This is a genomic window from Enterobacter sp. WP_7_1 (assembly GCF_003688535.1).
GTDB classification, from domain to species: Bacteria; Pseudomonadota; Gammaproteobacteria; order Enterobacterales; family Enterobacteriaceae; genus Enterobacter; species Enterobacter asburiae.
Genome location: NZ_REFK01000001.1, coordinates 1,845,976 through 1,860,400, shown reverse-complemented (window position 1 = coordinate 1,860,400; position 14,425 = coordinate 1,845,976). Strand labels below are relative to the sequence as shown.

The 14,425-nt window shown below is 57.9% G+C and carries 10 protein-coding genes and 1 tRNA gene; 7 read left to right on the top strand and 4 right to left on the bottom strand.

The window, feature by feature from the left end; all coding sequences use genetic code 11:
• Positions 1-170 precede the first annotated feature (170 nt).
• Entirely contained in the window at positions 171-1,577 is a 1,407-nt protein-coding gene (locus BJ885_RS09245) for a YchO/YchP family invasin (protein WP_121931761.1), read from the top strand.
• Positions 1,578-1,580: 3 nt separating this feature from the next.
• Here the strand turns inward: BJ885_RS09245 and narL are convergent, their stop codons facing one another.
• Positions 1,581-2,231, bottom strand: a complete 651-nt coding sequence (gene narL, locus BJ885_RS09240; RefSeq protein ID WP_008499531.1) for a two-component system response regulator NarL — start codon at positions 2,229-2,231, stop codon at positions 1,581-1,583.
• The gene (gene narX / locus BJ885_RS09235; RefSeq protein ID WP_121931760.1) at positions 2,224-4,020 is read right to left on the bottom strand and encodes a nitrate/nitrite two-component system sensor histidine kinase NarX; all 1,797 of its coding nucleotides are present in this window, start codon (positions 4,018-4,020) and stop codon (positions 2,224-2,226) included. Before narX ends, narL begins: the two co-directional genes overlap by 8 nt.
• A 309-nt stretch (positions 4,021-4,329) precedes the next feature.
• Between narX and BJ885_RS09230 the strand changes: the two genes are divergently transcribed.
• From BJ885_RS09230 to narI, 5 genes are all read left to right on the top strand, one after another.
• Positions 4,330-5,727, top strand: a complete 1,398-nt coding sequence (locus tag BJ885_RS09230) for a NarK family nitrate/nitrite MFS transporter (RefSeq protein ID WP_121931759.1) — start codon at positions 4,330-4,332, stop codon at positions 5,725-5,727.
• Between the two features lie 381 nt (positions 5,728-6,108).
• The gene (locus tag BJ885_RS09225) at positions 6,109-9,852 is read left to right on the top strand and encodes a nitrate reductase subunit alpha (RefSeq protein ID WP_121931758.1); all 3,744 of its coding nucleotides are present in this window, start codon (positions 6,109-6,111) and stop codon (positions 9,850-9,852) included.
• Positions 9,849-11,384: a nitrate reductase subunit beta gene (gene narH / locus BJ885_RS09220; protein WP_023312109.1), complete on the top strand. Its 1,536-nt coding sequence runs from the start codon at positions 9,849-9,851 to the stop codon at positions 11,382-11,384. The genes BJ885_RS09225 and narH overlap by 4 nt, the downstream gene beginning before the upstream one ends.
• The gene (gene narJ / locus BJ885_RS09215; protein ID WP_121931757.1) at positions 11,381-12,091 is read left to right on the top strand and encodes a nitrate reductase molybdenum cofactor assembly chaperone; all 711 of its coding nucleotides are present in this window, start codon (positions 11,381-11,383) and stop codon (positions 12,089-12,091) included. Before narH ends, narJ begins: the two co-directional genes overlap by 4 nt.
• The gene (gene narI, locus BJ885_RS09210) at positions 12,091-12,768 is read left to right on the top strand and encodes a respiratory nitrate reductase subunit gamma (RefSeq protein ID WP_023312107.1); all 678 of its coding nucleotides are present in this window, start codon (positions 12,091-12,093) and stop codon (positions 12,766-12,768) included. Before narJ ends, narI begins: the two co-directional genes overlap by 1 nt.
• Here the strand turns inward: narI and BJ885_RS09205 are convergent.
• On the bottom strand, positions 12,765-13,661 hold the full coding sequence (locus tag BJ885_RS09205; RefSeq protein ID WP_121931756.1) for a DMT family transporter: 897 nt from the start codon (positions 13,659-13,661) through the stop codon (positions 12,765-12,767). The two genes, narI and BJ885_RS09205, sit on opposite strands and share 4 nt — an antisense overlap.
• A 108-nt stretch (positions 13,662-13,769) precedes the next feature.
• On the opposite strand from BJ885_RS09205, the gene BJ885_RS09200 reads away from it, so the two are divergent.
• Positions 13,770-14,213 carry an Lrp/AsnC family transcriptional regulator gene (locus BJ885_RS09200; protein ID WP_029740417.1) on the top strand — a complete coding sequence of 148 codons (444 nt, stop codon included), beginning with the start codon at positions 13,770-13,772 and terminating at the stop codon, positions 14,211-14,213.
• Positions 14,214-14,314: 101 nt separating this feature from the next.
• On the opposite strand, the gene BJ885_RS09195 is transcribed toward BJ885_RS09200, so the two are convergent.
• Positions 14,315-14,399, bottom strand: a tRNA-Tyr gene (locus tag BJ885_RS09195).
• Positions 14,400-14,425 lie beyond the last annotated feature (26 nt).

The following is a 14,425-nucleotide window of genomic DNA, read 5'->3' as shown; positions in this document are numbered from 1 at the left end:
CCTGTTCTTATAAAGGCACGAATAATATAGGGTTTAACGAGTTTACGCTGCTTGCAGCCGACAATAAACTTCAGGTTATTCCTGGAATGTCCCGTAAGGCTGCAATTCTTTCCCAATGACGTTAAGGTAAGAGGGTCTTTAACAAAACTCAGGCGCAAATCCCGACGTTGATGGCTGTATCGTCCCGCATTCGTTTGCTGTTATTACTCCCCCTTCTTACGGCCGGAGCCGTTCACGGTGCGCCGAATTCCTTTATCCAGCAGGCACAACATCCCTTCGATAATAATGGGGACAGTTTGCCTGACCTCGGCATGGCGGCACCCACCGGGGAGGGGGAAAAACATCTGGCCGAAATGGCGAAAGCCTTCGGTGAGGCCAGCATGACCGACAACGGCCTGACAACGGGCGAGCAGGCGCGTCAGTTTGCGTTTGGCCAGGTGCGCGACGCGGTGAGCGGCGAAGTGAACCAGCAGATTGAATCCTGGCTTTCGCCATGGGGTAACGCCAGCGTGAACTTGCTGGTAGATAACGATGGCAAATTTAACGGCAGCAGCGGGAGCTGGTTTATCCCCTGGAACGATAACAACCGCTATCTGAGCTGGAGCCAGCTTGGCCTGACCCAGCAGACGGATGGCCTGGTGAGTAACGCTGGAATCGGTCAGCGCTGGGTCGCCGGAAAATGGCTGCTGGGTTACAACACCTTTTACGATAACCTCCTGGATGAAAACCTGCAGCGTGCCGGACTGGGCGCGGAAGCGTGGGGGGAAAATCTGCGCCTGTCAGCCAACTATTATCAGCCCTTTGCCGGCTGGCGCGACCGCTCCGACGTCCAGGAGCAGCGCATGGCGCGCGGATATGACGTCACCGCTAAAGCCTGGCTGCCGTGGTTTCATCACCTGAACACCAGCGTTAGCTTCGAGCAATATTTTGGCGATAACGTCGATCTCTTCAACAGCGGAACTGGCTATCACAATCCGGTGGCGGTGAATCTGGGGCTTAACTATACCCCCGTTCCGCTGGTCACCTTGACCGCCGGGCATAAGCAGGGCGAAAGTGGCGCGAGCCAGAATAACCTCGGACTGAAGCTCAACTATCGCTTTGGCGTGCCGCTGGTTAAGCAGCTTTCCGCCGGTGAAGTTGCCGCCACGCGCTCCCTGCGCGGAAGCCGCTATGACTCGCCGGAGCGCAATAGCCTGCCGGTGATGGAGTTCCGCCAGCGTAAAACGCTGTCCGTGTGGCTGGCAACGCCGCCGTGGGATTTGAAAGGGGGCGAGACCGTTATGCTGAAGCTGCAGGTTCGCAGCGCGAACGGTATTCGTCAGATCCACTGGCAGGGGGATACGCAGGCGCTGAGCCTGACGTCGCCGACTAAAAGCAACAGCAGCGACGGCTGGAGCGTGATTATGCCTGCCTGGGATGACCGCGAAGGGGCGACAAACCGCTGGCACCTGTCGGCGGTGGTGGAAGATGAGAAAGGCCAGCGCGTCTCGTCCAATGAGATCGCGCTGACCGTCGTGCAGCCGCTGGTCGCATTGCCGGACAACGACCCGCGCTGGAAGCTTCTGCCGGAGGAGTAATCCTTAAAAAATGCGTTCCTGGTGCACCCACACCGCGGCTTCAACGCGGGATTTGAGCTTCATTTTCTTCAGCATATGCTTCACGTGCACTTTGACCGTGCTTTCGGTGATGTCCAGGCGGCGGGCGATCATTTTGTTCGGCAGCCCCTGGGCAATGAGTTTGAGAATATCGCGCTCGCGCGGGGTTAACTGACTCACGTCACGGTCAGAGGTGGCGCGGTTGGCGCGCAGGCTGGCGGCCAGCACCGGCGTTAAGGCTTCGCTGAGAACCATTTCGCCCGCCGCAGCCTGCTGCAGCGCCTTAAGCAAGTCTTCCGGCTCCATATCCTTCAGCAGATAACCATCCGCCCCGCGCTTCAGCGCCGTGACCACATCCTCTTCATGGTTTGACACGCTAAAGACGACGATGCGCCCGGAAAGCGATTTTTCCCGCAGCTTGTCGAGGGTTTCCAGCCCGTTCATGCCGGGCATATTCAGATCGAGCAGGATCAGATCGGGATCGAGGGATTCGGCAAGCTCAATGCCCTGTTCACCGTTGCTGGCTTCGCCCACCACGGTGATATCGGGTGCCATGCTGACCAGCTGTTTCACGCCAGTACGCAGCATCGGATGGTCGTCGATCAACAGAATGGATGCCGGTTCCTGATTAGTCATGGGTTTCTCCTTGAGCAGTTGTAAGCGGTTTCTCGGGAATAAAGGTGACGACAACTTCCGTGCCGCCCGTCTCTCTCCGGCGAACCTGGCAATCACCGCGCAGGCTTTGGGCGCGGTCTCGCATAATAATTAAACCATAGTGGTTAGTGCGTTCGGCATTTTCCGGCACGCCGCGGCCGTTGTCGTGAACCGTGAGCTTCACCTGATTGCCGTGCTGGCTGACGGTGACCGTTACCGCCGTCGCGCCGGAATGCTTGAGCACGTTGCTCAGCGCTTCACGGGCAATCTGCAGTAAATGTATGGCCTGGTGGGAGGGGACAAACCGCGGCGGCAGCTGGTAGTCCAGCTTCACCAGGAACCCCAGCCGGGCGCTAAATTCGTGACAGCTCGCTTCCAGCGCCGGGCGCAGGCCCGGCTCGGTCAGCTGCAGACGGAAGGTGGTCAGCAGCTCGCGAAGCTGTATCCAGGAGGTGTTCAGCTCGTTGCGGATCTGGCTGAGCAACTGCTTATTGCTTTCCGGCATCTCCGCATCCTGCATCTGCAGGCAGCTCACCTGCATTTTCATACAGGAGAGCGACTGGGCGATAGAGTCGTGAAGCTCGCGGGCAATAGTCGCGCGTTCTTCCATGACAATCAGCTGCTGCTGCTTTTCCTGATGCCTGTCGAGCGCCAGCGTGGCCGTGAGCTGTTCGACCAGCGTATCAACCAGCTGCTGCTGGTCGTGGCTCAGGTGACGCCCGGCAGGCAGCGTTGCCAGCAGAATACCGTACTGGGTGTGGCTGTCGGTCAGGCGCCACTTCAGGGTGGTGCCGCCGGACGTCAGCGGCGGCAGGCCGCGAGGGCAAAGATGGCAGCCTTTGTCATCGCAGGACATATCCGACTGACAGGTAAATTCCTGATGGTTATCTTCGTCTTCAACGTCGTAGACCCGCAGCTCAAGATCGTGCAGCAGGGTCAGATTTTGCAGGCCGTTCAGCACCGGCGAAAGGCGTTCGCATAGCGGCACCTGCATGTGCAGACGACGGTTAGCCTGCCACAGGAAGGAGAGGATCTCGTTTTTCTGCTCCAGCCCGGCCGTTTTTTCCTGAACGCGCTGCTCCAGCACCGCGTAGCTCTCGGAGAGCTCTGCCGACATGGTGTTGAGCGCCTGGCCGAGCATGGCCATCTCATTGCGCCCGCTGATGTGCGTGCGCTGGGTAAAATCGCGTGCGGTGACCGCGCGGGCCATTGCCAGCAGCTGTTTCCACGGGTTCAGCAGCCGCGCGCGGAGCCAGACGATGGTGAAGATCAGCAGCAGACCCATAAACAGCGCCATCGCGCGGTGCACCATCACCACCCGATCGATGCGGAGTTCGGTGGTTTGGTCAAAAGAGGAGACCAGCGCATCAATGCGTGAGACGAACCCCGCCACGTCCTGCGCAACGGTTTCTGTGCTGCGCGCCTGCTTCAGCCCGGGCTCCAGCTGGCTGTGCCAGTAGCCCTGAAGGGCATTAAGCTGGGACTGCTGACCGGCGCGGATGGCGGCGTTTTCCAGTTCGGGGCTGAAGACCGTGCGCTCCATTTCATCAATCAGGGGCCGATCGTCCTGCGTCAGGGGAACCGATGCCAGCAGGCGATAACTCTGCATGCGTAGCGAGCCTGCCTCGTTGATGGCATGCGCATTACCCTGTACTCCCTGCACAAGCCAGCCGGAGATCGCCATGCCGGTCACGCCGATGGCGGTGGACAGCAAAACGATAAGGGCTAGCTGATTCACGAGCGTCAGCGGAGATAAACATCTTTTTAACATAGAGGTGGCGTGCTCCTGACGTGGCCTGCTTGCAGGAATGGCGCTATTCTGGTGCATACCCTGGAGTATACCCATACCAATAAAGGATTACCCCTAAATTGCCAACGGAGTAGAGGGAAGGAGGTGGGGGTAGCGAGGAACCGTCAGTGCCGTGAAAAACCACGTCTTTTTTACCGAATTAGCCTACTCACTTAGGGTGAGGCCTTATTTTGCGCCGCAAATCCTCCCACTTTTCCTTTGATTTATATCAACTTACCGCCGCCCTAAAACCCTAATGTTTGCAGCATCATTCGAGAATCAGAGGTGTCTATGAGTCACTCATCCGCTCCCGAAAGGGAAAATGGTGCCGTTATTACAGACTGGCGTCCAGAGGATCCGGCGTTCTGGCAACAGCGCGGCCATCGTGTAGCAAGCCGGAATCTATGGATTTCCGTGCCCTGTTTGTTATTAGCGTTTTGCGTATGGATGTTGTTTAGCGCGGTGGCGGTCAATCTGCCGAAAGTTGGGTTTACGTTTACGACCGATCAGCTGTTCATGCTGACCGCGCTGCCGTCGCTGTCAGGCGCGCTGCTGCGTGTACCTTACGCGTTTATGGTGCCGGTATTTGGCGGTCGTCGCTGGACGGCGTTCAGTACGGGCATCATGATCGTCCCCTGCGTCTGGCTCGGCTTCGCGGTGCAGGATACCTCTACGCCGTTTAGCGTATTCGTGATTATCTCCCTGCTGTGCGGTTTTGCGGGCGCGAACTTCGCCTCCAGCATGGCGAACATCAGCTTCTTCTTCCCGAAAGCGAAGCAGGGCGGCGCGCTGGGCATTAACGGCGGTCTGGGGAACATGGGCGTCAGCGTGATGCAGCTCATTGCCCCGCTGGCGATCTCGGTCTCCATTTTTGCGGCCTTTGGCGGCGGTGGCGTTGAGCAGGCGGATGGTTCTTCCCTCTATCTGCAAAACGCCGCCTGGATCTGGGTACCTTTCCTGGTAGTCTTCACCCTCGCAGCCTGGTTCTTTATGAATGACCTGTCCGCGTCGAAGGCGTCGCTGAGCGAACAGCTGCCGGTGCTGAAGCGTGGACACCTCTGGGTGATGGCGCTGCTGTATCTGGCCACCTTCGGTTCGTTTATCGGCTTCTCTGCGGGCTTCGCGATGCTGTCGAAAACGCAGTTCCCGGAGATTCAGATCCTGCACTTTGCCTTCTTCGGGCCGTTTATTGGTGCCCTGGCACGTTCGCTGGGCGGCATGGTGTCTGACCGTCTCGGCGGCACCCGCGTGACGCTGGTTAACTTCGTCGTGATGGCAATCTTCTGCGCGCTGCTGTTCCTCACGCTGCCAGCCAACGGGCAGGGCGGTAACTTTATTGCCTTCTTCGGCGTGTTTATGGTGCTGTTCCTGACGGCCGGGCTGGGGAGTGCGTCTACCTTCCAGATGATCTCCGTGATCTTCCGTAAGCTGACGATGGATCGCGTGAAGGCGCAGGGCGGGAGCGAAGAGCAGGCGATGCGCGAAGCGGCGACGGATACGGCTGCGGCGCTGGGCTTTATCTCTGCCATCGGCGCGATTGGCGGCTTCTTTATCCCGAAAGCGTTCGGTATCTCTCTGGACCTGACCGGCTCTCCGGCTGGTGCCATGAAGGTCTTCCTCGTTTTCTATATCGCCTGCGTTGTGATTACGTGGCTGGTATATGGCCGAAATACTAAGAAAAATAAGTAAGTGTGATTATCCGTTTACGCGGCCTTCGGGCCGCGTTTTTTTTAGCCTGAATAATAGTTACAACATACTTATGGCTTTTACGGCAGACGCCTGCGGTGACACTGCGATCGCCATCGCTCTGCAGGTGGGTCTACCCCTTAATACCTGAGATGTTAAATTTTGACTGGATTTTTGTACGATAAAATAAAAATAACTTTATATTTCATATTGATAAGAATTTTTCGAAGATACCGCTTTGGTGGTATTCGGTATAATCCCTCACCTGAAAGTCCCTCCTCGTCTTGATCGTTATCAATTCTCCCCCTCTTTCAGGGCGTTACCTTCGCTGCAAATCAGCAATGTCGATTTAGAGAGCCACAGGCTCCACACAGGAGATACCCGATGAGCAAATTTTTGGACCGGTTTCGCTACTTCAAACAGAAGGGTGAAACTTTTGCCGATGGGCACGGCCAGGTTCTGGATACCAACCGGGACTGGGAAGACGGTTACCGTCAGCGCTGGCAGCATGACAAAGTCGTCCGTTCGACCCACGGCGTGAACTGTACTGGCTCATGCAGCTGGAAGATTTTCGTTAAAAACGGTCTGGTGACCTGGGAAATGCAGCAGACCGACTATCCGCGCACCCGCCCGGATATGCCAAACCACGAACCGCGCGGCTGCCCGCGTGGCGCCAGCTACTCCTGGTATCTCTACAGCGCTAACCGTCTGAAATACCCTCTTATGCGCAAGCGCCTGATGAAGATGTGGCGTGAAGCGAAAGTGCAGCACAGCGATCCGGTGGATGCCTGGGCGTCCATCATCGAAGACGCGGACAAAGCAAAAAGCTTCAAGCAGGCTCGCGGTCGCGGTGGTTTCGTTCGCTCCTCATGGAAAGAAGTGAACGAGCTGATTGCCGCCTCCAACGTCTACACCGTTAAAACCTACGGTCCTGACCGCGTGGCGGGCTTCTCGCCAATCCCGGCGATGTCGATGGTCTCTTACGCCTCCGGGGCGCGCTATCTGTCGCTTATCGGCGGGACCTGCCTGAGCTTCTACGACTGGTACTGCGACCTGCCGCCTGCGTCTCCGCAGACCTGGGGCGAGCAGACCGACGTGCCGGAATCCGCGGACTGGTATAACTCCAGCTACATCATCGCCTGGGGCTCTAACGTTCCTCAGACGCGTACGCCGGACGCGCACTTCTTTACTGAAGTCCGTTACAAAGGCACCAAAACCGTGGCGGTGACCCCTGACTACGCGGAAATCGCCAAGCTTTGCGATCTGTGGCTGGCGCCGAAACAGGGTACCGATGCCGCGATGGCGATGGCGATGGGCCACGTCATGCTGCGTGAATTCCATCTTGATAAGCCAAGCCAGTACTTCACCGACTACGTTCGCCGCTACACCGACATGCCGATGCTGGTCATGCTGGAAGAGCGTGATGGCTACTATGCCGCTGGCCGCACGCTGCGCGCCGCAGATCTGGTGGATTCGCTGGGCCAGGAAAATAACCCTGAGTGGAAAACCGTTGCGTATAACAGCAACGGCGAGCTGGTGGCGCCAAACGGCTCTATCGGCTTCCGCTGGGGCGAGAAGGGCAAGTGGAACCTTGAGCAACGCAACGGCACCACCGGCGAAGAGACGGAGCTGCGCCTGAGCATGCTGGGCAGCCAGGACGAGATCGCTGAAGTCGGATTCCCATACTTCGGCGGCGAAGGTTCAGAGCATTTCAACAAGGTTGAACTGAAAAACGTTCTGATGCACAAACTGCCGGTTAAACGCCTGCAGCTGGCCGACGGCTCTACCGCACTGGTCACCACCGTTTATGACCTGACCATGGCGAACTATGGTCTGGAACGCGGTCTGGGCGATGAAAACTGCGCAACCGGCTATGACGACGTGAAGGCCTACACCCCGGCCTGGGCGGAGCAGATCACCGGCGTGCCTCGCGCGCACATTACCCGTATCGCACGTGAGTTCGCAGAAAACGCGGACAAAACGCACGGCCGTTCGATGATCATCGTCGGTGCGGGTCTGAACCACTGGTATCACCTCGATATGAACTATCGCGGTCTGATCAACATGCTGATCTTCTGCGGCTGCGTCGGTCAGAGCGGCGGCGGCTGGGCGCACTATGTGGGCCAGGAAAAACTGCGTCCGCAGACCGGCTGGCAGCCGCTGGCGTTTGCCCTCGACTGGCAGCGTCCGGCACGCCATATGAACAGCACCTCGTACTTCTATAACCACTCCAGCCAGTGGCGCTATGAAACGGTCACCGCGCAGGAGCTGCTGTCGCCGATGGCGGATAAATCCCGCTACAGCGGCCACCTGATTGACTTCAACGTGCGTGCTGAACGCATGGGCTGGCTGCCGTCTGCGCCGCAGCTGGGCACTAACCCGCTGCGCATTGCGGAAGCGGCGAAGAAGGCGGGCATGTCACCGGTGGATTACACCGTGAAATCCCTGAAGGATGGCTCTATCCGCTTCGCGGCAGAACAGCCGGAGAACGGTAAAAACCACCCGCGTAACCTGTTCATCTGGCGCTCCAACCTGCTGGGCTCGTCCGGTAAAGGCCACGAGTACATGCTGAAATACCTGCTCGGTACCGAAAACGGTATCCAGGGGAAAGATCTCGGCAAGCAGGGCGGCGTGAAGCCGGAAGAGGTGGAGTGGAAAGACAACGGTCTCGACGGCAAGCTGGATCTGGTGGTGACGCTCGACTTCCGTCTGTCCAGCACCTGCCTGTACTCCGACATCGTGCTGCCAACCGCGACCTGGTACGAAAAAGACGACATGAATACCTCGGATATGCATCCGTTTATTCATCCGCTGTCTGCGGCCGTTGACCCGGCGTGGGAATCGAAAAGCGACTGGGATATCTACAAAGACATCGCGAAGAAATTCTCCGAGGTCTGCGTAGGGCACTTGGGCAAAGAGACCGACGTAGTGACGCTGCCCATCCAGCACGACTCCGCCGCCGAACTGGCGCAGCCGCTGGACGTGAAGGACTGGAAAAAAGGCGAATGCGACCTGATCCCGGGCGTGACCGCGCCGCACATTATTCCGGTTGAACGCGACTATCCGGCAACCTACGAGCGCTTTACCTCTATCGGCCCGCTGATGGAGAAAATCGGTAACGGCGGGAAGGGGATCGCCTGGAATACCCAGAGCGAAATGGATCTGCTGCGCAAGCTCAACTACACCAAAGCGGACGGCCCGGCGAAAGGCCAGCCAATGCTGAACACGGCGATTGATGCGGCAGAGATGATCCTGACCCTGGCCCCGGAAACCAACGGCCACGTTGCCGTGAAAGCCTGGGCGGCACTGAGCGAGTTCACCGGCCGCGACCATACGCACCTGGCGACGAATAAAGAGGAAGAGAAAATCCGCTTCCGCGATATTCAGGCGCAGCCGCGCAAGATTATCTCCAGCCCGACCTGGTCAGGCCTGGAAGATGAGCACGTGTCTTATAACGCGGGCTACACCAACGTTCACGAGCTGATCCCATGGCGCACCCTGTCAGGCCGCCAGTCGCTGTATCAGGATCATCAGTGGATGCGCGACTTCGGTGAAAGCCTGCTGGTCTACCGTCCGCCAATCGACACCCGCTCCGTGAAAGCGGTGATGGGCGCGAAATCGAACGGTAACCCAGAGAAGGCGCTGAACTTCCTGACGCCTCACCAGAAGTGGGGTATTCACTCAACCTACAGCGACAACCTGCTGATGCTGACCCTGTCGCGCGGCGGTCCGATTGTCTGGATGAGCGAAACGGACGCCAAAGATCTGGGTATTGAAGATAACGACTGGATCGAAGTGTTTAACAGCAACGGTGCCCTGACGGCGCGTGCGGTGGTGAGTCAGCGCGTACCGGCCGGGATGACCATGATGTACCACGCGCAGGAACGTATCGTTAACCTGCCGGGGTCAGAAATTACCGAGCAGCGCGGCGGGATCCACAACTCCGTGACCCGCATTACGCCGAAGCCGACCCACATGATCGGTGGCTATGCGCAGCTGGCCTACGGCTTTAACTACTACGGCACCGTAGGATCGAACCGCGATGAGTTCGTGGTGGTACGTAAGATGAAGAACATTAACTGGTTAGACGGCGAAGGTAATGACCAGGTACAGGAGAGCGTAAAATGAAAATTCGTTCACAAGTCGGCATGGTGCTGAATCTGGATAAATGCATCGGATGTCATACCTGCTCGGTCACCTGTAAAAACGTCTGGACCAGCCGCGAAGGTATGGAGTACGCCTGGTTCAACAACGTGGAAAGCAAGCCGGGCACCGGCTTCCCGACCGACTGGGAAAACCAGGAGAAGTGGAAGGGCGGCTGGATCCGTAAAATCAACGGCAAGCTGCAGCCGCGCATGGGTAACCGCGCGATGCTGCTGGGTAAAATCTTCGCTAACCCGCACCTGCCGGGCATTGACGATTACTACGAGCCGTTTGACTACGACTACCAGAACCTGCACAACGCGCCGGAAAGCAAGCACCAGCCGATCGCCCGTCCTCGCTCGCTGATCACCGGTCAGCGCATGGACAAGATCACCAGCGGTCCAAACTGGGAAGAGATTCTGGGCGGTGAGTTCGAGAAACGCGCCAAAGACCAGAACTTCGAGAACATGCAGAAGGCGATGTACGGCCAGTTCGAAAATACCTTCATGATGTATCTGCCGCGCCTTTGCGAGCACTGCCTCAACCCGGCGTGCGTGGCGACCTGCCCAAGCGGCGCCATCTACAAGCGTGAAGAAGACGGCATCGTGCTGATCGACCAGGACAAGTGCCGCGGCTGGCGTATGTGTATCACCGGCTGCCCGTACAAAAAAATCTACTTCAACTGGAAGAGCGGCAAGTCTGAGAAGTGCATCTTCTGCTACCCGCGTATCGAAGCCGGGATGCCAACCGTCTGCTCCGAAAGCTGCGTGGGCCGTATTCGCTACCTCGGCGTGCTGCTGTATGACGCGGACGCAATTGAAAATGCGGCCAGCACCGAGCACGAGAAAGATCTGTATCAGCGTCAGCTGGACGTCTTCCTCGATCCAAACGATCCGAAGGTGATTGAGCAGGCGCTGAAAGACGGCGTGCCGCAGAGCGTCATCGACGCGGCGCAGCAGTCTCCGGTGTACAAAATGGCGATGGACTGGAAGCTGGCCCTGCCGCTGCATCCGGAATACCGTACCCTGCCGATGGTTTGGTACGTGCCGCCGCTGTCGCCGATTCAGTCTGCCGCTGACGCGGGCGAGCTGGGCAGCAACGGCATCCTGCCGGACGTGGAAAGCCTGCGCATTCCGGTTCAGTACCTGGCTAACCTGCTGACCGCAGGGGACACCCAGCCGGTACTGCTCGCGCTGAAGCGTATGCTGGCGATGCGTCACTTCAAACGTGCGGAAACCGTAGACGGTGTGACCGATACCCGCGCGCTGGAAGAGGTCGGACTGACCGAAGCGCAGGCGCAGGAGATGTACCGCTATCTGGCGATTGCCAACTACGAAGACCGTTTCGTGGTGCCGAGCAGCCATCGTGAGCTGGCCCGCGAAGCCTTCCCGGAAAAAAATGGCTGTGGCTTTACCTTTGGTGACGGTTGCCACGGGTCAGACAGCAAATTCAACCTGTTCAACAGCCGCCGCATCGATGCCATGGATGTGACCAGCAAAACGGAGCCGCACCAATGATTGAACTCGTCATTGTTTCGCGTCTGCTCGAGTACCCGAATGCTGCGCTTGCGCAGCATCAGCAGGAACTCTTTGATGCACTCGCGTCATCTGAAAACCTGGATAAAGAGGATGCCCAGACGCTGGGCGTCTTCCTCCGCGATCTGCTCGCGTGCGATCTTCTGGATGCCCAGTCGGACTACAGCCAGCTGTTTGACCGGGGTCGTGCGACCTCGCTTCTGCTGTTTGAACACGTGCACGGTGAATCCCGCGATCGCGGTCAGGCGATGGTGGACCTGATGGCCCAGTATGAACAGCACGGCCTGCAGCTCGACAGCCGCGAGCTGCCGGATCATCTGCCGCTGTATCTGGAGTACCTGGCGCAGCTACCGAAAGAAGAGGCGCTGGGCGGTCTGCAGGACATCGCGCCGATCCTGGCGCTGCTCGGCGCGCGTCTTCAGCAGCGGGAGAGCCGCTATGCGGTGCTGTTCGATCTGCTGGTGAAGCTGGCCAACGCTGCGGTCGACAGCGAAAAAGTGGCGGAGAAAATTGCGGATGAAGCCCGCGATGATACGCCACAAGCGCTGGACGCGGTCTGGGAAGAAGAGCAGGTGAAATTCTTTGCTGACCAGAACTGCGGCGAGTCTGAAATCTCCGCTCACCAGCGTCGTTTTGCCGGCGCGGTTGCCCCGCAATATTTGAATATCTCTAACGGAGGACGGCACTAATGCACTTCCTGAATATGTTCTTCTTTGACATTTACCCGTATATCGCGGGCACCGTGTTCCTGGTGGGAAGCTGGCTGCGTTACGACTACGGCCAGTACACCTGGCGTGCTGCCTCCAGCCAGATGCTGGATCGCAAAGGAATGCATGTGGGATCTAATCTGTTCCACATCGGTATTCTGGGGATTTTTGCCGGCCACTTCCTGGGAATGCTGACGCCGCACTGGATGTATGAAGCGTGGCTACCAATTGAGGTGAAGCAGAAGATGGCGATGATCGCCGGCGGTGCCTGCGGGGTGATGACCCTGGTAGGCGGCCTGCTGCTGCTGAAACGTCGTCTGTTCAGCCCGCGCGTGCGTGCAACGACAACAGCAGCGGACATCCTGATCCTCTCCCTGCTGATGGTGCAGTGCGCGCTGGGCCTGCTGACCATTCCGTTCTCGGCGCAGCATATGGACGGCAGCGAAATGATGAAGCTGGTCGGCTGGGCGCAGTCCGTGGTGACCTTCCACGGCGGCGCGTCCGCGCACCTGGACGGCGTGGCGTTTATCTTCCGCGTTCACCTGGTGCTGGGGATGACGCTTTTTGTTCTGTTCCCGTTCTCTCGTCTGGTGCATATCTGGAGCGCGCCGGTAGAGTACCTGACGCGCAAATACCAGATTGTGCGCGCCCGCCGCTAATTCACCGTTTTGACACTCACCCCGCACTCGCGGGGTTTTTTTTCGCCCCAGCCCAGGTTGTTGCCCGCTGCAGCAAACAGGATCAGCGCGCCGCCCGCGAGCTGCGTCAGGTTCAGCGAGTGTCCGAACACCAGATTATCGACAACGATCGCCACCACCGGATAGATAAACGACAGGGAGCCGGTTATAGGCGTAGGCAGCTTCTGAATTGCGCTGTAGAGCAGCTGGTACATAATGCCGGTATGGACGATGCCCAGCGTCAGCAGGATCGGCCAGGGGAAATCACCGGAAAATGACGGCATGCTGGCAAACGGTAAAAGCATCACGACGCCCGTCAGCACCTGGATAAAGGCAATATGCTGCGGCGCAACGGATCTGAGTTTGCGCGCAATAATGGCCGTGACCGCATAGAAGAAAGCCGCGGCCATCGCCAGGCCGATTCCGGCGAGCCATTCACTGCCATGCGCGCCGGTCAGCTCGCTGGAGAGCAATATCACCACGCCGCCGAAGGCGAGGAACAGCCAGCCCCATTTCACGAGGCTGACGCGTTCACCTAAAAACATCCCCATCAGGACCAGCATAAACGGCTGGGTGTTATAGACTACGGTCGAAAGCCCAATAGAGATCCGCTCATAGGCCGCGAAGAGCAGCAGCCAGTTCACCACTAATGCCACGCCGCCGAGAATGGCCAGCAGCAGCGTGGTGCGGGTGAGGGGACTGAAGGGCTTTTGACTTATTCGGATAAAAATAAAAAGCGCCATTGCCCCAATAAAACAGCGCCAGAACACCACCTCCGTCACCGGCAGACCGCTGAGTAAAACAAACGCACCGATTGAGCCGGAAATTAACATCGCCAGGCTCATTTGCCAGACGCCTTTATGGAAATCACGCATCATCCACCTCCTGATTGTATGACGCTATTGTCGAAAATCGCTGTCGGGTTTTACAGGGATGAGATAAGGTGAAATGCAATGATGGCTTTTTAAAATTAGGTGAAAACGATGGAATACCTTCTCGATGATATCGACCGACAAATTTTAGCCTGTCTGGTTGAGGATGCGCGCATGTCTTTGAAGGTGCTCAGCGGACGCATCGGTCTGACTTCCCCCAGCACGGCAGAACGCCTGAAGAGGCTGGAAGAGCGCGGTGTGATTCAGGGGTATGGCGCACGGGTGAATCTGGCGGCGCTGGGGTATACGCTGCAGGCGCTGGTGCGCGTGCGGCCTTTGCCGGGGCTGTTGCATAAGGTGGATAAATACATTCAGGCGATGCCGGAGTGTATAGAGAGTGACAAAGTCACCGGGGAAGATTGCTTTGTGATTAGGCTGGTGGTGCGATCGATAGAGCAGCTGGATGTGCTGCTGGACGGCCTGGCGGAGCATGCCCAGTGCAATACATCCATTGTGAAAAGTTCGCCGGTGAAGCGTCGTTTGCCGCCGATGTAGGCTTCTGTCGCCGGGTGGCGGCTGCGCCTACGAAGGCTTCCCCGTTACGGAAATGCATGATGCCTGGTGCAAAAAGGAGATTCAGAGTTATTTGGAAGTGATGGTGGTGGGGGAAGGATTCGAACCTTCGAAGTCGATGACGGCAGATTTACAGTCTGCTCCCTTTGGCCGCTCGGGAACCCCACCAGGGGTAATTCAAATTTTGAGGTCGT

What these genes read in the sequence shown, in the direction of transcription:
- narL (WP_008499531.1), bottom strand. Translation starts at nt 2,231, where the DNA reads ATGACTAATCAGGAACCGGCATCCATTCTGTTGATCGACGACCATCCG.
- BJ885_RS09230 (WP_121931759.1), top strand. Translation starts at nt 4,330, where the DNA reads ATGAGTCACTCATCCGCTCCCGAAAGGGAAAATGGTGCCGTTATTACA.
- BJ885_RS09205 (WP_121931756.1), bottom strand. Translation starts at nt 13,661, where the DNA reads ATGCGTGATTTCCATAAAGGCGTCTGGCAAATGAGCCTGGCGATGTTA.
- narX (WP_121931760.1), bottom strand. Translation starts at nt 4,020, where the DNA reads ATGTTAAAAAGATGTTTATCTCCGCTGACGCTCGTGAATCAGCTAGCC.
- narI (WP_023312107.1), top strand. Translation starts at nt 12,091, where the DNA reads ATGCACTTCCTGAATATGTTCTTCTTTGACATTTACCCGTATATCGCG.
- BJ885_RS09225 (WP_121931758.1), top strand. Translation starts at nt 6,109, where the DNA reads ATGAGCAAATTTTTGGACCGGTTTCGCTACTTCAAACAGAAGGGTGAA.
- narJ (WP_121931757.1), top strand. Translation starts at nt 11,381, where the DNA reads ATGATTGAACTCGTCATTGTTTCGCGTCTGCTCGAGTACCCGAATGCT.
- narH (WP_023312109.1), top strand. Translation starts at nt 9,849, where the DNA reads ATGAAAATTCGTTCACAAGTCGGCATGGTGCTGAATCTGGATAAATGC.
- BJ885_RS09200 (WP_029740417.1), top strand. Translation starts at nt 13,770, where the DNA reads ATGGAATACCTTCTCGATGATATCGACCGACAAATTTTAGCCTGTCTG.
- BJ885_RS09245 (WP_121931761.1), top strand. Translation starts at nt 171, where the DNA reads ATGGCTGTATCGTCCCGCATTCGTTTGCTGTTATTACTCCCCCTTCTT.